The following is a 20848-nucleotide window of genomic DNA, read 5'->3' as shown; positions in this document are numbered from 1 at the left end:
TTGCGCCCTTTTTTTATTTACTATTCAAAATTCAACACCATTTCCCGGTCTACCATCTGGAAGCCCAGGCGCCGATACAGGTTAATCGCCGCAGGTTCCGAATTGAGGAACAGCTGCTTAACGCCCTTTGCCTTTACTTCTTCAAACAGCGTCTCCAAAAGCTTTGTTGCAAGCCCCTGTTTCCTGTATTCGGGCTGCGTAACCAGATTGAAAACATAGCCTGTCTTTCCGGTGACATTGCACAGCCTCGGCATTACCTCATACATGCAAATCATAGCCACAGAAACGATTTTGCGGCCGTCTACCGCAACGTACCCAACGCAGCTTTGGTCTGCAATGTGCTTTTGCAGATAATGAACGGTTTCCTCCTGGAATTCCTCAGTCATCCGTTCCCCTGATATCTGACGCAAAAGGTCCATTCTCTGCTCTACTACAAAAAAGATATCATTTTGTGTCATTTTCCTTAGTTCAACGCCCATTTTGTTCTCCTCCTGCCAGTAGCCTGCCAATACGTGCGGCCCTGCCGCCAAATTCTTCCCTGCCTTGTATCACAATGTTTAATAGCTCTTTGCAAAATACATCATTTTTTTGGCCGGTTTGCCGCAATGCACACACACCTCGCCAAGCTCTTTTTGCTCAAACGGCGCGCAGCGTGTGGTTACGCCGGTCTTTTCCTTGATTTGCTCCTCACACTCGGTATCTCCGCACCACATCGCGCGGACAAAGCCGTGTCCTTTCTCGATCCCCTGCATAAACTCTTCCCAGTTTGTCGCGTCAAACGTTCGCGCCTCACGGTATTCGAAAGCCATTTGAAGCATATTATCGTGGATTTTATCCAAAAGCTCCTGAACGCTTGCCGCGATTCCGTCAAGCGAATACGATTCCTTTTCGCACAAGTCCCTGCGCGCAAGCATACACGCATTGTTTTCAATGTCGCGCGGGCCGATCTCAAGGCGAACCGGAACGCCCTTAAGCTCCCATTCGTTGAATTTCCATCCTGGGCTCTGGTCCCTGTCGTCCAGCTCTACACGGATTCCCGCAGCTTTCAATGTCTGGAACAGCTCTTCGGCCTTTTCAAGCACGCCCGGCTTATGCGCGGCTATCGGCACGATCACACACTGGACCGGCGCTACACGTGGAGGCAGCTTTAATCCCCGCTCGTCGCCGTGCACCATAATAATGCCGCCGATCATACGCGTAGATACGCCCCACGAGGTCTGCCACGCATATTTCAGCTGCCCATCCTTATCCAGAAACTGGATGTCAAAGCCTTTCGCAAAATTCTGCCCCAGATTGTGCGAGGTTCCCATTTGCAACGCTTTGCCGTCCAGCATCATTGCTTCTACTGTGTAGGTGTGATCCGCACCCGCAAATTTTTCCTTTTCACTCTTCTGCCCGGAAATCACGGGAATCGCCAGTACATCGCGCATAAAATCACGGTATACGCCCAGCATACGCACGGTTTCCTCTTCCGCTTCCTCCTGCGTTGCATGAACGGTGTGCCCTTCCTGCCACAGGAATTCCGAGGTGCGCAGGAACGGGCGGGTGCTCTTTTCCCACCTGAGCACATTGCACCACTGGTTCAGCAATACGGGCAAGTCACGATAGCTTTGCACCCATTTGGAATACATGGAACAAATGATCGTTTCTGAGGTCGGGCGAATGCACAGCGGCTCTGCGAGCTCCTCCGTGCCTCCTTTTGTAACCCAGGCAACCTCCGGCGCGAAGCCTTCCACATGCTCGGCCTCTTTTTCCAGCAGGTGCTTTGGAATCAGTAACGGGAAATAAGCGTTTTTATGCCCCGTTTCCTTAAAACGTTCGTCAAGCTGCTGCTGGATTAATTCCCATATTCCGTAGCCATACTGCTTGATGACCATGCAGCCCTTCACTTCGGAATAGTCGATCATATCCGCCATTTTGATCACATCCGTATACCAGCGCGAAAAATCCTCGCTCTGGGGTGTGATGTGCTCTACAAATCCATCGTTTTGCTTTGCCATATTGTTTGTTTCGTTCTCCTTATCGCGCCGCTTCCGCACTGCCTTACAGGCCACGCCGCGGCTGATTCTTTCTTTCTATTTCGTTGATTTCAGTTTACCATCATTATACCCTTTTTTCAAGCGTTCGCGCGTCCTTTGCATAACTTTTCCATGCCCCGCAAGATATAGATTCCCAGTAACCCCGCCGCGGCTTTTTGATCGCTAACCGGTAACCGAGGTTGATCAGGAAGTTATGCCCGGTACGCGTCCTTGAAATACGCATCCGCCTGATAAAGGAACGCAGCGAATAAAAGCGTTTCCGAAACCACAAATACCCCTCGTATAGCTCCTGCGCGCTCATATGCTTTGGCTCGAATGCAACGTATGTCTTCCCATTGTAAAATTGCCAGTCAGAATGCTTCAGCCGGTTTTCGCGTTTTAAGTCCTCGTAAATCGGCGTTTTGGGAAGCGGCGTCAAAATACTCACCGTTGCGCCGTCAATTCCCAGGGCTTCGCAGGCGCTGAGCGTATCGGCGAAGACTTCCTTTGTATCGGAGTCAAAACCGAACACGATCCCCGCCTGTATCAATATCCGGTAACGGTGCACCTTTTGTATGATCGCCCTGTAATCCCCTACGCGGTTGATCGGCTTTCCGGCGTCCGCAAGCGATGCGCGCGAAAAGGATTCCAGCCCCACGAACAGATAAATGCAGCCTGCCTCGTGGGCGGCGCCGAGCAGTTCGTCGTCGTCGCAATCCCTGAGCGTCGCCTGTGCGGCCCAACGCTTCCTGAGCGGCTTCATCGCTTTCATCACTGCAAGCGCATATTCCCTGTCTGCAAAAAAGTTGTCGTCCCAGAAAACAAAGTAACCGGAGGGTACCGCTTTGATTTCCCTGATTACTTCATCGATTGGGCGCATCCGAAAGGAATTATGGTAAATTTGTTTCAAATTGCAATAGCGGCAGTGATAAGGGCACCCCCGCGTCGCAAACACCGCTCCTTTCATCAGGCTGCTCCTGTGATGCAGCAAATCCCATCTTGGAACGGGTAAGCCGTCAAGCGGCGGCGCCTCATTGTCTTCATACCGTTTTTTTGCATTTCCCGATACAAAATCTTTCAGGAATACCGGCCATGTCCGTTCTCCCTCGCCAACCACCAGAAAATCGCCGTGTTTTGCCGCCTCCTCAGGAAGTAAAGTAACATGCGGCCCGCCCATAACAATTTTGGCTCCCTTACTGCGGAAACGCTCAGCCATATCGTAGCAGTGCCGCGCATTTGGCGTATTGACCGTGATCGCCACCAGGTCAAACGTCCTGTCAAACGGAACCGACTGGTTGTATTCATCCACAAGCGTGATATCAAATAACGTCTCGTCGATGAATGCCGCCAGATAAGGCATTGTGATCTGGACGAAGTTATTGAGCTGTTTCCTTCGGACGCGGTTGATCTCTTTGTTTTCCGGCTGGATCAGTAATATTTTATACTTCATAAGTACTCCAATCTATGTGATAGCGTTCATTTTTGGGTGCACAAAATACTTCCCCGCAAATACTTATCGAAACAGGGATCGTCATTCTAATGTACGCTTTGGATCAGGCTTCTTCCTCCGGCACATACTCCAGAAGGTCTGCCGGCTGGCAGTCAAGCGCCCTGCAAAGTGCATTCAGGGTTGAAAATCGTACCGCCCTGCATTTATTGTTTTTCAGAATCGATAAATTCGCAAGCGAGATATCCACCTTCGCCGCAAGCTCGTTCAGGCTTATTTTGCGTTTCGCCATCATTACGTCCAGGTTCACAAGTATCGCCATACCCCACCTCAGACCGTAAGGTCGATTTCTTCACGGTATTCCGCCGCGCGCTCAATCAGGTATGCAAGCACCTGTGCGCAAAGCACGCCGAGCAGCAGCAACGCGATACACAACAGCTTGGAAATGGAAGGTACGAAACAAAATATAAAGATAAAATCTGCCATCAGCAACGCCAACGCCAGCGACAGCCGTTTTAAGCTCGTTACGTTCCGGCGGACGAATGGATTGCCGTCGCGCACGCTTAAAATCAGCTTACGCAGTTCAAAAAGAAACCACAGTGCGATAGCGCCTGCCGTATAACAGAACACAAGATTTTGTACAATGTACAAACTGAATATGTACTTTGCCAAAACCGGCGTGGTTGTAAACAGGGCGATAATCGCCATCATACATACTATGATTGCGCCATTCAGTATCTTTACACTTATTTGTCCATATTTCATAAGTTTGCCTCCGGTGATTCAAGCATATGTTATCATGGCAAGTATATCGCCCATTTTTCGTTATGTCAATAAATTTTTATCGAAAAACAATAAAATTATATTGTTTAAAGGAAATGCCAAGACGAAAACCAGTTACTGCTTCATGCCATAGCGGAATCCAATGGGCTTCTGATTTTTGTTCAGGGAAAAAAGAAACGGTATAGCGAAAACCACTATACCGTTCCAAAACTGTCCGCTTCTTATAAGCCGCCTTTTGCGGCCCGGTCTTTCCGGTTAAAACACAAATGCAAGGCAACCGAGCGGGATCAATATCAACGAGAAAATCACACCCAGGAGCGCAAGCACAATGCAGACCACGCCGATTGCTTTACCGGCACGTGCGTTTTTATCGTTTGGATCCACCTTGATGATCTTGCTACCGGTTGCAACCGCAACAATCGCGAGCACAAAGCCAATCAACGAAAGGTAAGGCACGCCCACCTGCGGAAAGAGGGATAAAATATCACAAATCAGTGCGGCAAGGCCAAGCAATAAAGAAATCATAGCATTTTCCTCCGTTTTTTGCTTATTATTGATAAACACGGCTTGCGGTGCACAAACCGCAAATCAATGCTTTGCGCGGGCGCATACGGATTCATAGTCGTACATTTCATCCATTTCGCATATCTCGTTCACCATCAGTGCGCGGATATAGTCGCTGTCCCTCGAAATGGAATGGATATAGTATCCGTTTTTGAGATAAAACGCAACAGTGGAGCGCATTTTGGACGCCGTATGCAGCGTGATCGCGCGCACACCCATTGCGAGGCATTCGATCTTTACCTTTTCGAGCAGCAGCCCGCCGATTCCAAGGTTCTGCGCCTGCGGATCGATGGAAAACCTGCTCAGATAGGCAATGCCGTCCGAAAGGATCTCAAACCGAACGCTTCCAACCATCTCATCGTCAATACGGGCTACGATTACGTTTTTGTTATGGATATCGGAAAGCACGTCGTCAATCGTCTCATAAAGCGCCGCCACGCTCTCGCGCTTGCGGATTTCCTGCGCATATAAATCAAAGGCGAGCCTTGTGATATCGAGTATTTCCTGCGCGTCCGCGTCAGTCGCCTTTACAAGCGTTATCTGATCCATCATAACCGTTCACCCGCCTTACTTATACTCATTGAGCGGAATGATGCTGAGGTTATCGTCCGACTGCAGCACCTTCAGCATGGAATTCACCGTATCCATGGAGGTGATGCACGGCACGTTGAAGCCCACCGCCGTGCGGCGCAGGTGAAAACCACTGCGCGTCTTTTGCTTGCCGCGGGTTGGCGTATTCACGATCAGCACAAAATCGCCGTTTTTGATACGGTCCAATACCTTCTCATTTGGCACAAGCTCCACGTCAAAGCCATGCTCCTTAAAATATGCGTGCGTACCCGGAGTCGCGCACAGCTCAAAGCCGCATTCCTGCATTTCTCTGGCAATGCCAAGCGCCTCCTCCTTATCACGGTTCGCAACGCTGATCAGTATCTTGCCTTCCTTATCCGGGATGCTGCTGCCTGACGCCAGAAACGCCTTTTTAAGCGCCTTGATAAACGTCCTGTCCGTTCCCATGACCTCGCCTGTGGATTTCATCTCAGGCCCGAGGAAGGTGTCCACCGTAGCCAGCTTGGCAAAGGAGAATACCGGCGCCTTGACTGTAATCAACTTTGATTCCTTGTGCACGCTTGTCTCAAAGCCCATATCCTTCAGGCTCTCTCCCATCATGACGCGTGTCGCAAGCGCCACCATATTGATGCCAGTAACCTTGGAAAGAATCGGAACCGTCCGGCTTGCGCGCGGGTTCACCTCTATCACGTACACGTTCTCTTCCTTATCCATAACAAACTGGATATTGAAAAGCCCCTTTACGCCAAGTGCGCGGCCCAGCGCAATGCCGTATTCCGCAATTTTCTTCTTTGCCTCTTTTGAAATGGACTGTGTGGGGTACACGGCAAAGCTGTCGCCCGAATGAACGCCTGCGCGTTCGAGATGCTCCATGATTCCAACTACAAGCACGTCTTCGCCGTCGCATACCGCGTCCAGCTCGATTTCCTTGCCCACTACGTATTTATCGATCAAAACAGGCTTGTCCGGCGATACCTCCGCAGCCATGGTCATGTATTCGGTCAGCTCCGCATCGTTGTAAACGACCTCCATTGCGCGTCCTCCAAGAACGTAGGAAGGACGGACAAGCACCGGATAGCCAATGTCCGCAGCCGCCTCGAGCGCATGCTCGAGTGAAAACGTCGTATCCCCTTTGGGAAGCGGAATATCCAGTTGTTGCAATACGTGCAGGAATTTATCGCGGTCTTCAGCCCTGTCGATATCCTCCACGCTGGTGCCAAGGATCGTTTTGCCGTTGTTGTGGATGGGCTGTGCCAGATTGATCGCGGTCTGCCCGCCAAACTGTACAATCACGCCCTCCGGCTTTTCCTTATCGATAATATCGAGCACGCATTCCTTGGTAAGCGGCTCGAAATAAAGCTTATCGGACGTATCGAAATCTGTGGATACCGTTTCCGGATTGGAGTTGATGATGATCGATTCATAACCAAGCTCCTTGAGCGTATTGACCGAATGCACGGAGCAGTAATCAAATTCAATTCCCTGACCAATCCTGATCGGCCCGGAACCAAGTACAATAACCTTCTTTTTATCCGAAAGCTCCACCTCGTCCTCGTTGTCGTAGGTAGAATAATAATACGGCGTAACCGCCTTGAACTCGCCCGCGCAGGTGTCTACCTTCTTGAACGACGGCTTGATGCCAAGCGCGTTACGCATATACGTGATCTGTGATTCGTGCGCGCCGATACAGTCTGCGATATATCCGTCGCCAAAGCCGACCTTTTTGCATTTGCGCAGCACCCACTCAGGCAAATCCTCTATGGTATAACTCCTGAGCCGCTTGGAAAGGTCCACAATGTTTTTCAGCTTATTGATAAAGAACTCGTCAATCTGCGTAATCTCATGCAGTTTTTCCACCGTATAGCCACGCTCGAGCGCCTTTGACAGCACGAAGATACGCTCATCATCCGGATTTTTAAGCGATTCATCCAGCTCGTTCAGCGTCCAGTTATCGATATTTTTCATGCCAAGGTTATAATTCAGCTTTACGTCCAGGCAGTCGATCGCCTTCAAAAGCGATTCCTCGATATTACGCCCAATCGCCATGACCTCGCCGGTTGCCTTCATTTGCGTCCCAAGCGCCCTGTCCGCGCCGGAAAACTTATCAAACGGCCAGCGCGGTACCTTTGTAACAACATAGTCGAGCGCAGGCTCAAAGCAGGCGTACGTCTTTCCTGTAACGGAATTTTTGATCTCGTCGAGGTTATAACCCACGGCAATTTTTGCGGCAACACGCGCAATCGGGTAGCCGGTTGCTTTAGACGCAAGCGCCGAGGAACGCGACACGCGCGGGTTCACCTCGATAACCACATAATCATAGGAATTGGGATCAAGCGCATACTGGATGTTGCAGCCGCCCTTGATGTCGAGCGCACGGATGATTTTAAGCGCTGAGGTGCGCAGCATCTGGTATTCCCTGTCCGTCAGCGTCTGCGAGGGCGCAACAACGATGCTGTCGCCCGTATGCACCCCCACCGGATCGATATTTTCCATATTACATACAATAATGCAGTTATCCGCGTTATCGCGGATAACCTCGTATTCAATTTCCTTCCATCCGGCTACGCTTTGCTCCATAAGCACCTGGTGGATGAGGCTCATTTTCAGGCCGCGCGCGGTGATGTCCATCAGCTCGTCCATATTGTGCGCTGTACCGCCGCCCGTTCCGCCAAGCGTATACGCCGGACGGACAATAAGCGGAAAATCGCACTCATGCGAGAACGCCTCCGCTTCCTCAAGCGAGGTAACAATCGTGGAATGCGTTGTTTTCTGGCCTGTTTTCACCATCAGGTCTTTGAACAGCTCCCTGTCCTCTGCGAGCTTGATGGAATCGAGCTGCGTACCAAGGAGACGGATTCCAAGCTTTGGGAGAATGCCGCAGCTATCCAACTCAATCGCCATGTTGAGCCCCGTCTGTCCGCCAAGCGTTGCAATGATGCCCTGCGGCTTTTCTTTTTTCAGTATCCTGATAACCGTATCGAGCGTGATCGGTTCGATGTATACCTTATCCGCCATTCCAACGTCCGTCATGATGGTCGCGGGATTGGAATTGATCAGCACAACCTCATAGCCCTCTTCCTTCAGGGCTTTGCAGGCCTGCGTGCCGCTGTAGTCAAATTCAGCTGCCTGGCCGATGATGATCGGCCCGGAACCAATAACAAGTATCTTTTGAATGTCGGTTATTTTTGGCATTTTTTGTCCCCCAAATACTTCAATCTAAATTTTATAAAAAAGCAGACAACCTTGCCTGCTCTTCCTTCTATGAAAAAATTGCTTCCAGCGCATCGATCAAATGGTCGATATCCCCTTTTGTCAGGACAAACGGTGGAACAAACCGCAATGTATTGCAGCCTGCGGTTCCGATCACAACTCCGTTTTTCAGAAGTTTGAGCGCGACATCGTGCGCGTCCTCTTTTTCTGAAAGCTGCGCCCCGAGCATAAGCCCCATGCCGCGAACGTCGGTGATCCGGGCCGGATGCTTTTCCATCAAATCCTGCAGGCGGGATTTGAAATAACCGCCGAGGTCGCCGATCCGCCCCAGCATCGCGCCGTCTATCTTCTCCGTAACATAAAGTCCCGCCGCGCACGCAAGCGGATTGCCGCCAAATGTAGAGCCGTGATCCCCGCCTGTAAATGCGGAGGCTGCTTTTGCGTTTGCAAGGCACGCGCCGATCGGCACGCCGTTTCCAAGGGCCTTGGCAAGCGTCGTGATATCTGCTTTCACGCCAAACTTCTCCTGCGCGAGGAAGGTTCCCGTGCGCCCCATGCCGGTTTGCACCTCGTCAATGATCAGCATCACATCCTGCTTACTGCAAAGGTCTGCCACAAGCTGAACGAACTCTTTTTCAAGCGGAAAAACACCGCTTTCACCCTGTACTACTTCTAGTATTACACCACAAATTTCCTGTGTAACAGCGGCTTTTGCGGCATCCATGTCGTTTGCTTCAATCGTAATGAAGTCATAAGCCATCGGCGCAAACGCAGTGTGGAATTTTTCCTGTCCCGTGGCGGAAAGCGTTAAAAGCGTACGCCCGTGAAAGCTGTTTTTCAGGCAGACAAACTTTGCCGTATCGCGCCCCTTGCGGAACGCATATTTTTTTGCAAGCTTCAATGCGCACTCGTTTGCCTCCGCACCGCTGTTTCCAAAAAACACACGGTCAAAACCTGTCTTCTTACACAAAAGCTGCGCCAACTTTGCCTGCGGTTCGTTGTAAAAATAATTGCAGGTGTGGATCACCCGGCCGATCTGGTTCCTGAGCGTCTCCTGGAACCCCCCATCGGAATAGCCTAGCGCGTTTACCGCAATCCCCGCAAGAAAATCCACATATTCCTTCCCGTCAATATCAAACAGGTGGGCGTCCTTTCCGTGGTCAAAAACCACGGGCAGCCGTTCGCCGAATACTTCCATATAATATTGGGAATCCAGTTCCCTGAGTTCATCGTAAGTCATTTTATCTCCTGTATACAGGTATCGCGCCGGTATCCTTTACGCACAGTAAAACCGTGACCGCCTGCTTCAGCCCGTCACCATCGTGCCGATACCGGAATCCGTAAAGATTTCCAATATAATCGGATGCGGGATCGTGCCGTTCAGGATATGGGCCCTGCCGACGCCTTTTTCAATAGCGGAAAGGCAGCTTGATACCTTGGGCAGCATTCCCCCTGTAATTTTCCCCTCGTCGATCATATTTAGTATATCCGTTTTTGACGCGACATACAAGAGGGATTCCGGATCGTCTTCCTTTGTCCGCACGCCGTCCGTATCCGTCAGGAAGATCAGCTTTTCCGCTTTCAGCGCTGTTGCGATTGCACCGGCTACCGTGTCTGCGTTGATATTATAGCTCTCGCCGTGGTCGCCCGTGCCCACAGGCGCGATCACCGGGATATACTGGTCGTGCGCAAGCGTATTGAGCAAATCGGTATTGATCGATACGATCTGCCCCACGTTTCCAAGATCCACGCCGTTTTTGGGCGGCGCTTTTACCGCCTTGATGATGTTTCCGTCGATGCCGCAAAGGCCGATTGCGCCCGCGCCCATGCCGTTTAGCTTGGCTACGATCTCCTTATTGATCTTTCCTGTAAGCACCATCTGTACGACCTCCATGGTCGCATCGTCCGTTACGCGCAACCCGTCCACAAACTTTGGTTTGATGTCAAGCGAATCGAGCATATGGTTGATATCCGGCCCGCCCCCGTGCACGAGGATCGGATTCATCCCTACAAACTTCAGGAGCGTCACATCCTCCAGTATCTTTTGCGTCAGATCCTCGTTTGTCATTGCCGCGCCGCCGTATTTGATTACGATCGTTTTTCCAAACAGGCGCTGGATATAGGGAAGGGCCTCTATAAGCACGTTTGCACGTTCAATATATTTTTGCATTGTATTACTCCTTTATAAATACCATGCGATCTGCGGGAGACCGAGCGTTTCTTCAAAGCCGTTCATAATGTTAAAATTCTGGATTGCCTGCCCTGCGGCGCCCTTGATGAGGTTATCCGTGCAGGAAACAATCACGAGCTTGCCCGTCCTTGGCGAAAGCTCGAAGCCGATCATACAGTTGTTGGAGCCAACCACGAATTTCAGCTCGGGAAGCTGCCCATGGGGCAGTACATGTGTAAAGGGAGCGTCCCCATAGTACTTTTCGTATGCTCCGGCAATAGAAAGCGCGTCTGCACCTTCCTCCATATCCGCGTAAATCGTAGCGAGGATGCCGCGCTTCACCGGCAAAAGGTGCGGCGTAAACAACAAGCGCACATCCTGGCCGGAAATAGAGGAAAGCTGTTCTTCGATTTCCGAGGTGTGCCGATGGTTCACCACAGAATACGCCTTGAAATTATCCGCTGTTTCGCAATAGGAATAAGCAAGTTTCTCCTTACGTCCCGCTCCTGTTACGCCGGACTTTGCATCAATCACAATTCCCTTTTCGCTTACAAGCCCTTCTTTGAGAAGCGGGGCAAGCGCAAGGATACTTGTAGTCGTGTAGCAGCCGGGATTTGAAGCAAAATCCGTGTTCCTGATCGCGTCCTTAAAAAACTCCGGCAAACCGTAAACTGCCTGCTGGTTCTCCTGCTTTGCCGTATGGGTGATATTGTACCATTTTTCATACAGGCTGACGTCGTCGTAGCGGAAATCACCCGACAGGTCGATCACCTTGTGCCCCTTTTTGAGCAGCTTTGGCGCAGCCTTCAGGGATTCGCCATGTGGCAGGCATAAAAATACGAACTCCGCTTCTCCTGCGTCCCCGTCCGATTCGTCCAGTACAATGTTCTTGCCCGGAACAAAATTTGCATACAGGTCTTTCAGGCTTTGCCCTGCAAAGCTCTTTGAAACCGCTTTCTTCACCGATACCTCAGGATGTGCCGAGAGCAGCCGCAAAAGCTCCTCGCCCACATAACCCGTCGCGCCGATTACGCTGACATTAATCATGTTAATTGATACTCCTTGTATATTTTATACATAATTATACATCTAAATGTATAATTATGCAACAGCTTTCTTTGTTGATTCCAAAATTGTTTCCCACAATTTGCCAATTTTACAGAATCCCACAAAAAAGACCTTCGGCATTGTGCCTGAAGGTCTTTTGCTTCTTTGCTGTGATATTTTAGATGAACCTGATCGGATTACACTTTACGCCGGGGCCCATCGTTGCGGAAAGCACAACGCTCTTAAGGTACGTACCCTTTGCAGCGGATGGCTTTGCCTTCACGATTGCATCCATGATCGCTTTGAGGTTCTCCCTCAGCTGATCCTCTGTAAAGCTCTTTTTGCCAATCGGAACGTGGATGATAGAGGTCTTGTCAACCCTGTACTCCACTTTACCGGCTTTGATATCGGCAATCGCCTTAGCAATATCCATCGTAACCGTACCGGATTTCGGGTTCGGCATGAGGCCCTTAGGCCCAAGCACCTTACCGATGCGGCCAATCTGGCCCATCATGTCAGGCGTTGCCACGATTACGTCAAAGTCAAACCAGTTTTCCTTTTGGATTTTCTCGATCATTTCCTCAGCGCCTACAAAATCAGCGCCCGCATCTTCGGCTTCCTTTGCTTTGTCGCCCTTTGCGATAACAAGCACGCGCACCGTTTTACCGGTGCCATGGGGAAGAACGACAGCGCCCCTTACCTGCTGGTCTGCATGGCGGGGATCAACGCCCAATTTTACGGAAAGCTCGATCGTTTCGTCGAATTTCGCCTTTGCCGTACTCTGGCAAAGCTTGATCGCCTCTTCCGGATCGAACAAATTCATTTTGTCATAGGACTTTACACTGTCCTGATAATTTTTTCCTCTTTTCATCGCTTAGCCCTCCACTTCTACGCCCATGCTTCTCGCTGTTCCTGCAATCATGCTGACAGCCGCGTCCAGAGACGACGCATTGAGATCGGGCATTTTGAGTGTTGCAATTTCTTCGAGCTGAGCACGTGTGATCTTCGCTACCTTCTGCTTATTCGGCACGCCGGAAGCTTTGTCGATCTTGCACGCTTTTTTGATCAGCACTGCCGCCGGAGGCGTTTTCGTGATGAAGCTGAACGACCTGTCTGCATATACCGTGATAACAACCGGAATAATCAGTCCTGCCTGCTGTGCTGTTTTCTCGTTGAACGCCTTTGTAAAGTCCATGATGTTAACACCATGCTGACCAAGCGCCGGACCTACCGGAGGCGCGGGCGTTGCTTTTCCTGCGGGTATCTGCAATTTGATATACCCTGCAATTTTCTTTGCCATTTTTTTATCCTTCTTTCTTATATATTGTGGTAAAACGAACTAGGATAGCGTTCTCCCACTTACTAACTTTTGCAAAATACGCTCCGTATGAGCATATGCTTTTTTCTTAAATCCTCTTGACCTGTACAAAGTCAAGCTCTACGGAAGTATCGCGCCCAAACATGGACACCATGACGCGAACCTTCTGGCGCTCCGTATTTACTTCCTCCACAACGCCGACAAAGCTTTCGAGCGGGCCGGACGTTACGATCACGTTGTTGCCCACTTCCACGTCGAGGTTAATCCGTACGTTTTCGATTCCCATCGAGCGCACTTCCGCGTCAGAAAGCGGAATCGGCTTGCTTGACGGGCCTACAAACCCGGTAACGCCGCGCGTATTACGCACCACATACCACGATTCGTCCGTCAAAAACATTTTTACCATGACGTAACCCGGAAACAGCTTCCTTGTTACATGGCGCTTTTTACCGTTTTTGATTTCAACAGATTCTTCCATCGGAACCTTTACGTCAATGATGGTATCGTGCAGGTTGTGGTTTTCCACAGTCTTCAGAAGATTATCCATCACCTTATTTTCATAACCGGAATAAGTATATACAACGTACCAATAAGGTTTATCTGTCTTTTCCTGTTTGATAAATTTCGGCTTCTCTTCCGTCTCCGCCTTTGGCGTTTCCGTATTTACTTGTTCTTGCGTCTCTTCAGGCTGCTTCAATACATCCTCAGAGCCGATTTTTTCATTACTCATAAATTACTTCGCTCCTAGCTAAGCAGGAAGTTGCGGAACAGGGCTCCAAAGCCCATATCCATCAGCCAGACAATTACTGCAAATATAACGATAAAAACAATTACCGCAAATGTAGTCTTAAACAGGTCTTTGCGTGTCGGCCACGTTACCTTCTTTACTTCGCCCCATACATCTTTAAAAAACCGGGCGGGACTGCGCCGTTGCTTTTTATTTTTCTTTTTGGCGAGCTTTTTCTGTTCCTTCAGATGCTTTTCTCTTTCCTCGCCCAATAGTTTGGTCTTAGCCATCGTATTGCCACCTCAAAAATTATTTGGTTTCTTTATGTACGGTATGCTTTTTGCAGAATTTGCAGTATTTGGACATTTCGATCCTGTCAGGATCGTTTTTCTTGTTTTTCATCGTATCATAGTTTCTCTGTTTACATTCTGTGCAAGCCAGTGTGATTTTCGTACGCATTTATCTTCCCTCCGGTACATCGTTTTTTAGGCAATCTAAAAAAAGGCACTCTCTGCCTTTTATCAAAGATGCTTTAATATAATATCATCTGAGCGCCCTGTTGTCAATGATTTTGCCGCTTTTTTAAAGGTTTTTTTGCCAGAGTACGCTTCACCGGCGCCCTTCGGCTGATTACTGAAAATGCGGATCAAAATGATCCGCATTTTTTATTCATCCTTCAGCACGGTCTCTATAAGGTATTTGGGACGCTTTTTGGCTTCCATATAGGTCTTCCCCACATATTCCCCGATAATACCGATTGCAAGCAGCTGGAGGCCTCCCAGCAGCCATATGGACATGATCATGCTCGTCCATCCCCACGCCGTACCTCCAAGCGCGTTTACCACGAGCGAATAAATCAGCATAATAAGGCTCACCACAAAAATGATAAGGCCCACCGCCGTAATCATACGGATGGGTTTGATGGAAAACGACGTGATCCCGTCGAAAGCAAAGCTGATCATTTTTTTCAGGGGATATTTGGATTCTCCCGCAAACCGCTCGCCCCGCGAATATTCCACTGTCGCCGTCCTGTAGCCGATCTGCGGCACGATGCCGCGCAGGAAAAGGTTCACTTCGCCAAACTCGCTGAGTCCCTCAAGCGCGCGTTTACTCATCAACCGGTAATCCGCGTGGTTATACACGGAATCCACGCCGAAAAACTTCAAAACCTTATAAAACGCCTGCGCCGTGTTGCGTTTGAAGCCTGTATCCGTATCGCGGTTGCCCCTCACGCCGTACACGATATCGCAGCCATCCGTGTATTTTTGCATAAATTCGTCCAGCACCTCGATGTCGTCCTGCAAATCCGCGTCCATGGAAATCGTTACATCGCACATATCCTTGGCTGTCATAAGCCCTGCGAGCAGCGCATTTTGGTGCCCGCGGTTGCGTGACAGCTTCACGCCGAGAACCATTGGATTTTCTTTATGCAATTCATCGATAATCGCCCATGTTTTGTCTTTGGAGCCGTCGTCCACATACATGATACGGCTGTCGGCCGATACCAGCTGAGCAGAAATCATACGGTTTAATTTGTCGACCAGCCTTTTTGTCGTTTCGTGTAATACCGCTTCTTCGTTATAGCACGGCACCACAATATACAGTTTATCCATTCATCCTACCCGCTTTTCAGATTTTCTTATTTCATATTACTATATTCCATGTGGAGCGTCAATCGAACGCAGATTTTTTCCTGCCGCGATACGAATACCGCATAACAAAAAGAGAACGCTTCTTCGCGTTCTCTTTTGCAAATTGTATTACTTTTCAATTTTTCTGCGCTTATTTGCAATAACCGTTCCCGCAGTAATTATACCTCCTGCAACCACAAGCAGCCACAGGTACGGCGATATATCCTGAACGTCTCCCGTCCTTGGGGGCGTTGTGGTCTTTGTGTCGTCCGCAGCTGTGCTCACCGGCTTTACACTGCCATCCGTTTCATCCACAACAACAGGATCGTTTCCCGAATCACCTGATCCATACGTAACACTTCCATCGCCCTGTCCTGTTCCCGGATCGTCCGTACCCGGCAATCCGTTACCGCCCGGACTGTCGATTCCCGGGGTTTCGCTTCCGCCCGGATTATCCGCGTCCACAACACTCCTCATATCCGTCACCATATATGGCGAAGCATGCGAGATCGTGTAGGTGATATATCCATTCGCATCCACGGTCAGCACCTGCTCTTCCGAAAGTCCGGACGCCCCTGCATAATAAAGATATACCGTATCGCCCGGCCTGAAGCTGCTGCCTACTTTGTCCATTCTTGTAATGGGGCACGGGAACTCCCCGTTATGCGTCAGGTTAATAAACATCACCGTTGCATCCGCAGGGATCGTTTCCTTTGCCTTTTGCTCCACTGAAGCGCTTACCGTGTTCGAGAACCCTAAATTGATGTCCTTTAATTTTTCAGGATCAACGCCCCTTGAAAGGTCAAGCGTCACTGCTGCTGCAACATTCCCGCTTGCATCCGCCATGGAAAAAGCAACTGTCTTTGCACCTGTGCCGTCTGCCGCAGCCTTCGCCGCCTGCTCTACCACATCCGCGCCTACCTTGATGTCACGCGCCTCTTCTCCGCTCTTTGTTTCCACCTTCACGACAACCGCCTCTTCCGGCTTTGCGTTCGCAATCGCATTCTTTACCGCATCCGCATCGACTGTGTTGCCCTTGATCTCCGGTTCCACTACGACCTGCGTTTTGCCTTCCGTATCCGGTAATACCGGCTTTGTTTCCGGCGGGACTATGACCGTCACCGTGCACGATGCGCTCTTACCATTGCATGAGGTTGCCGTAACCGTCGCCGTACCAGGTGCAACCGGCGTAATCATACCTTTGTCTACCTTCACCACAGCTTCGCTGGACGAACTCCATGTAACCGTTTTATCGTATGCGTCTGCCGGCGACACCGCCGCGCTGAGCTGCCCTTTTGTTCCCATCTCAAGGGAAACAGCTCCCTTGTTCAGGCTCACGCCCGAAACAGGTATTACAATACGGTACTGGTAAGCGTCCGTTCCCTGGCTGGCGCCATATGAACCTGTAACGCTTCCGTCATAGACAGGACGGGCCCAATATGTTCCGGCTGCTGCAGGAGCGCTATCAAGCTCCGTCCCCGGTTGTCCGTTGTTGTCGGCATAATACACAAATCCGACCTCCGGCTCCGCGATCTCCGTGCCATTTGCAGCCTGGAGCGAAGCACCCTGCAACCTGGGTACCGGAGCCGTTCCTGTATATTCAAATTGGCTGTTTTCCAGTCCCGCTGCGTTTATTGTGGTCGTATAACCTGTCATCAGCTTATTTCCCACACGTACCAGCGAAACGTTCGTATTCAGCGCGCTGTCCGGTGTAAAACACTCCATCCTTACCGACTGTGCGTCCGCCGCGCTTGCCACTTCGCAGCCTGCCGCCTTGCTGTATGGCGTTACGCCGATTTGTGCGCCCGCCGCAAGCCCTGTAACGTCCACCGTCATATTTGCCGACGTTTTCAGGTTGCACGCCGTACTTCCATACTTATTGCCGGTGATCTGGGTATTGCCTGAAAGATACACATTGAAATTTGTTGCCGACGAGGAACCGCCTACACTGCCGTAACTGCTTACGCTGTTTCCTGTGATCACCGCGTCGTGCAGGGTAACCGTACAGTCCGCTGCCGTCACATAAATACTTCCGTTTTTCGTGTTGTTGGAAATAACGCCGCCGTTAACGGTAAGCACGCTGCCGCTTTTGTTCATCGATACGCCGCCGCCGGCGATCGAGGCACCGTTTCCAAATATCTCGCCGCCGTTCATCACGGCCTTCCCGCCGCTGATCACAAGGCCGTAAGCCTGCTTGCTCAGCGCTGTCGGCTGGCAGTTGTTGTTTGCGATCCTGCCGCCGTTCATTTCAAATATTCCGTCCGGCTCCAGCCAAATGCCGGAGTTCACGTTCTGCGTTATGAGCGAACCCTCGTTCATAACGAGTTTTCCCTCTCCGCCTGTTCCGCCCGCGCTGCCGACATCGATCGCGCTGCGTCCTGAGGAAGTTGCGCAGCCCTTCACCGTCGCGCCATTGCCCAAGGTAAGCGTCGAGCTCCCCTGAACATTGATCCCGCTCGTTCCTATCCTGTTTTCACCATCTACCGTAACGTTCTCGAGGACTACCTGCGCCCCGTTGTTCACCGTAACGATGGACGTCGCCACTATCGTGCACGCCGTACCCTCGCTGCGGATCGTAAGCGACTTATTGAAACTTCCGTATGTTCCATAACCAATATTATCTTCGTCGTATCCCGTCTGCGTTGTTGTCCCGAATGCACAGTCGTTGCCCAAAAGCAGCGTATCGCCCGCCTGCGCCTTGTTGACCGCCTTTTGCAGCGTATCGTAGGTTTCCCCCGTGCGCTCGTTCCTGACGTCATACGACACAAGTTTGGTCAGCGCCTCATCCGCATAATACGGTTTGACAGAAATCTGCGTGCCGCCTGCCGCTGTGCTGCCGCCATCCGTATATGCCTTAAGCACCGCCGAAAAATCAGGTTTCGCAGCATTCCAATAATTCCTGGAAGCATTCAGCGTTCCTGTAAGCTCCGTGATCTTGACGGCCTGCGCGCCATCCTCGCCTGCCGCGAGTGTGCGCGCCATACTGTTTTCCGTTATGGTCATGCTTCCGTTTCCGTTTGCAGTCAGTCGCATTGCGCGTCCGCCGCCCGCAATATCTGAGTCCCAGTTTTTGAGGATATTGCGTGAAATCGTAACGTCTCCTGCCGCCATACCTGTGACCTGTATGCTGTTCAGCTTCGTCCCGTCAATCCTGTTCCCCGTGATCCGTGTCGTACCTGCTACCGCCGATACCCAGATGCCCGATCCGTTTTCCGCAGTCACGTTCGTGATCGTATTGTCCGCAATGGTCAGGTTCCGGACAGGGCTGGTATTTGCCAGGTTGAAATTGACCGCCGCAGACCACGCGCTGATATTTTCAAAAATATTATTCTCGATTGTCAGGTTATTGAGATTCGGTTCGCTGCCCCATGCGATCGCATAAATACCGCTCTTTTCAAATTTAAGGCCCTTGATCACTGTTTGCGTGTTATCCCCGAAAGGCCCCGCAAGCGTGATTCCACCAGTGAGGACGGCGCTCCCGTCTCCAGGCCCTTTCAGCGTTACAGCTTTTGTAAGCGTTACAGCCTCGTCGTATGAGCTCCCGTTCGCTGTGATGCAGATTACGTCACCCTCACCCGCCGCGTCGACTGCCTGCTGAATGGTTGCGTATTTTGCTCCCGTCGTTTCGTTCGACACGGACAATACCTGTTCCACGACGGATACGCTTCCATCGCTGTCGTTTTTGACCGTATAACCGTCCGCAACATAGTTTTCAATACCGGATTGCCCGCTGCCATCCGTGAACGTACCGCCTGAAATAAAGGTTGCTCCTGTATTCTTCGCCTTAATGAGCGCCGCATCTCCGCCGGTAAAATTCCCGCCGCGGATATTCAGGCAGGCACGCGCATTGATGCCGCCGTCTCCATTTGTGTTGTCATTGCCGATGTAAACCGCGCTTTTGGGGCTCGAATACGTACCGTCGTAAACAGTTCCGGAAACTTCGCCCTCTTCGCCCGCCACATACAGCGCATAAAACGAATTGCTGTTTCCCTGCTCAGTGGAAAAATGGCCATCATAGACCGTAACCGTTCCCTGTACTGCCGCCACAGCACCTTGTATCCCCGTTACTGTCGCATTGTTGATCGTAAGGTTCGCTCCTTCGCCCATGCTTTTGATACAATACGCATAAGCGCCCGCCGCATTGGAGGACGTGGAATGGAATTGCCCGCCGTTGATCGTGCAATCCCCGAGGTTCCCCACCGCAAAAAAAGCAGCGTCGACTGTGCAATCATTGATTACCAGCGTTGCGCCGCTTCCATTGTAAAGCGCACAACCCGCCTGATTATCCGTCGTCATGTAATGACCGCCGTTTATGGTCAGCGTACCCAAATTGCGGATACAGCCCGACTGCGCCTGTATCGTACCGCCGGACGCAGAATCAGTCACAGATAGTGCGCCTTCATTGACCAATATGTTTTGTATCTCCGCCGCAATCTTATGCCCATTCAAATCGAGGGAAACATTCTCGCCTGCGGCAATCGTCACGCCCGCTTCCGGCGTAATATCTTCTGCAAGCCGGTAACTGCCCGATCCTGTGATCTGGCTTAATTCCGTGATCTCTATAACCCCGTCTTCCGCTGTGCTGCCTGCATCCGGCGCCAGCAATATCTCCTGTCCGCTTTCCGCCTCTGTCTGCCCGTCAGACGCACTTGCCGCTTGCTGCGCCGCAGTAGCTCCCGGCTGCGGTTGTCCGCTCTCCTTTGGTACAGATGGCAGCACCGGCTCTTCAGACGCCGCAGGGGAAGGCGATGCCGTTTCCTCCGGCGTTTCTGTCTGCACCGGCTCCACACCGTCTGCCTGTACCGTTCCCTGCTCCGTTTCCACAGCTTCATTCAAAGGCTGTGCGCTCGATATCCCAAACATGCCGAGCACAAGCCCGATTACGATTACTGTCGCTATGATTTTTTTCTTCATTTCTTCACCTGTAGACAAACTGATTGCTGTCGTCGTTTTGACATAAAAACTACATCTTATTTGGCTACAAGGCTGCCTTTTTAAATATCCCTGCAATAAAAATACCCGCTCACGCAGGTATGATATTGTTGCATAAATATGACTTACTATCCTTGCAACCCGGCTATCATACGATTTACGCTTAGATCCGTGGCTTTGCGTCCCTGCCTTTTGACAGGTTTGCTAAAAAATTCACTTATTCCTCATTATAAACTTATTTTGCAGGAAAGCAACATTTTTTTCGTTAAAAATGGCTTTGCTAGTGGCAAAACGATTAAAATATGCTGAATTTGTAATATTTCTCAGGCAATGCGTATGGAAAGATATCCTTTCAATCTGTCAGACTATTTGATCACATAAAAAGAGCAGGTACGAATACCTGCTCTTTGCCTTTGGTCTTTAAACGCGGC

General features: G+C 50.6%; 18 protein-coding genes and 1 riboswitch. All 18 genes read right to left on the bottom strand.

Annotation, left to right across the window (positions count from 1 at the left end; translation table 11 throughout):
* Positions 1–20 precede the first annotated feature (20 nt).
* Positions 21–479 carry a GNAT family N-acetyltransferase gene (locus tag ACS5WU_RS12975; protein WP_046442453.1) on the bottom strand — a complete coding sequence of 153 codons (459 nt, stop codon included), beginning with the start codon at positions 477–479 and terminating at the stop codon, positions 21–23.
* Between the two features lie 78 nt (positions 480–557).
* Entirely contained in the window at positions 558–2000 is a 1443-nt protein-coding gene (gene proS, locus ACS5WU_RS12970) for a proline--tRNA ligase (RefSeq protein ID WP_046442452.1), read from the bottom strand.
* Positions 2001–2103: 103 nt separating this feature from the next.
* Complete coding sequence (locus ACS5WU_RS12965; protein ID WP_302760577.1) at positions 2104–3468, bottom strand: B12-binding domain-containing radical SAM protein; 1365 nt, start codon at positions 3466–3468, stop codon at positions 2104–2106.
* Between the two features lie 103 nt (positions 3469–3571).
* Positions 3572–3787, bottom strand: a complete 216-nt coding sequence (locus ACS5WU_RS12960) for a helix-turn-helix domain-containing protein (RefSeq protein ID WP_046442451.1) — start codon at positions 3785–3787, stop codon at positions 3572–3574.
* Between the two features lie 8 nt (positions 3788–3795).
* Positions 3796–4230, bottom strand: coding sequence for a DUF2975 domain-containing protein (locus tag ACS5WU_RS12955; RefSeq protein ID WP_046442450.1), 435 nt, complete (start codon positions 4228–4230; stop codon positions 3796–3798).
* A gap of 273 nt (positions 4231–4503) precedes the next feature.
* Positions 4504–4773 (bottom strand): hypothetical protein, encoded by a 270-nt coding sequence (locus ACS5WU_RS12950; protein ID WP_046442449.1) that lies wholly within the window; start codon positions 4771–4773, stop codon positions 4504–4506.
* Between the two features lie 63 nt (positions 4774–4836).
* Complete coding sequence (locus tag ACS5WU_RS12945) at positions 4837–5364, bottom strand: GNAT family N-acetyltransferase (RefSeq protein WP_052740202.1); 528 nt, start codon at positions 5362–5364, stop codon at positions 4837–4839.
* Between the two features lie 15 nt (positions 5365–5379).
* A complete protein-coding gene (gene carB, locus ACS5WU_RS12940) occupies positions 5380–8574 on the bottom strand; it encodes a carbamoyl-phosphate synthase large subunit (protein ID WP_046442448.1) in 3195 nt (1064 codons plus the stop codon).
* A 67-nt stretch (positions 8575–8641) separates the two neighbouring features.
* Positions 8642–9832, bottom strand: a complete 1191-nt coding sequence (locus ACS5WU_RS12935) for an aspartate aminotransferase family protein (RefSeq protein WP_302760583.1) — start codon at positions 9830–9832, stop codon at positions 8642–8644.
* Between the two features lie 66 nt (positions 9833–9898).
* Positions 9899–10762, bottom strand: coding sequence for an acetylglutamate kinase (argB, locus tag ACS5WU_RS12930; RefSeq protein WP_059109245.1), 864 nt, complete (start codon positions 10760–10762; stop codon positions 9899–9901).
* A gap of 12 nt (positions 10763–10774) precedes the next feature.
* On the bottom strand, positions 10775–11809 hold the full coding sequence (argC, locus tag ACS5WU_RS12925) for an N-acetyl-gamma-glutamyl-phosphate reductase (protein ID WP_046442445.1): 1035 nt from the start codon (positions 11807–11809) through the stop codon (positions 10775–10777).
* A gap of 178 nt (positions 11810–11987) precedes the next feature.
* Positions 11988–12680, bottom strand: coding sequence for a 50S ribosomal protein L1 (gene rplA / locus ACS5WU_RS12920; protein ID WP_046442444.1), 693 nt, complete (start codon positions 12678–12680; stop codon positions 11988–11990).
* Between the two features lie 3 nt (positions 12681–12683).
* A complete protein-coding gene (gene rplK, locus ACS5WU_RS12915) occupies positions 12684–13109 on the bottom strand; it encodes a 50S ribosomal protein L11 (RefSeq protein WP_046442443.1) in 426 nt (141 codons plus the stop codon).
* Positions 13110–13215: 106 nt separating this feature from the next.
* Complete coding sequence (gene nusG / locus ACS5WU_RS12910) at positions 13216–13857, bottom strand: transcription termination/antitermination protein NusG (protein WP_082103351.1); 642 nt, start codon at positions 13855–13857, stop codon at positions 13216–13218.
* A gap of 14 nt (positions 13858–13871) precedes the next feature.
* Positions 13872–14144 (bottom strand): preprotein translocase subunit SecE, encoded by a 273-nt coding sequence (gene secE / locus ACS5WU_RS12905; RefSeq protein ID WP_052740200.1) that lies wholly within the window; start codon positions 14142–14144, stop codon positions 13872–13874.
* Between the two features lie 19 nt (positions 14145–14163).
* On the bottom strand, positions 14164–14313 hold the full coding sequence (gene rpmG / locus ACS5WU_RS12900; RefSeq protein ID WP_046442442.1) for a 50S ribosomal protein L33: 150 nt from the start codon (positions 14311–14313) through the stop codon (positions 14164–14166).
* A 206-nt stretch (positions 14314–14519) separates the two neighbouring features.
* Positions 14520–15467, bottom strand: a complete 948-nt coding sequence (locus ACS5WU_RS12895) for a glycosyltransferase family 2 protein (protein ID WP_046442441.1) — start codon at positions 15465–15467, stop codon at positions 14520–14522.
* 147 nt (positions 15468–15614) lie between these two features.
* Positions 15615–20399 (bottom strand): Ig-like domain-containing protein, encoded by a 4785-nt coding sequence (locus ACS5WU_RS12890; RefSeq protein ID WP_302761991.1) that lies wholly within the window; start codon positions 20397–20399, stop codon positions 15615–15617.
* A gap of 150 nt (positions 20400–20549) precedes the next feature.
* Positions 20550–20633: riboswitch (cyclic di-GMP riboswitch) on the bottom strand.
* Between the last annotated feature and the right edge of the window lie 215 nt (positions 20634–20848).

The organism is Christensenella sp. KGMB01412 (assembly GCF_055522415.1).
The sequence above is the reverse complement of the archived record's forward strand: the minus strand, read 5'-3'. Positions and strand labels throughout refer to the sequence as shown.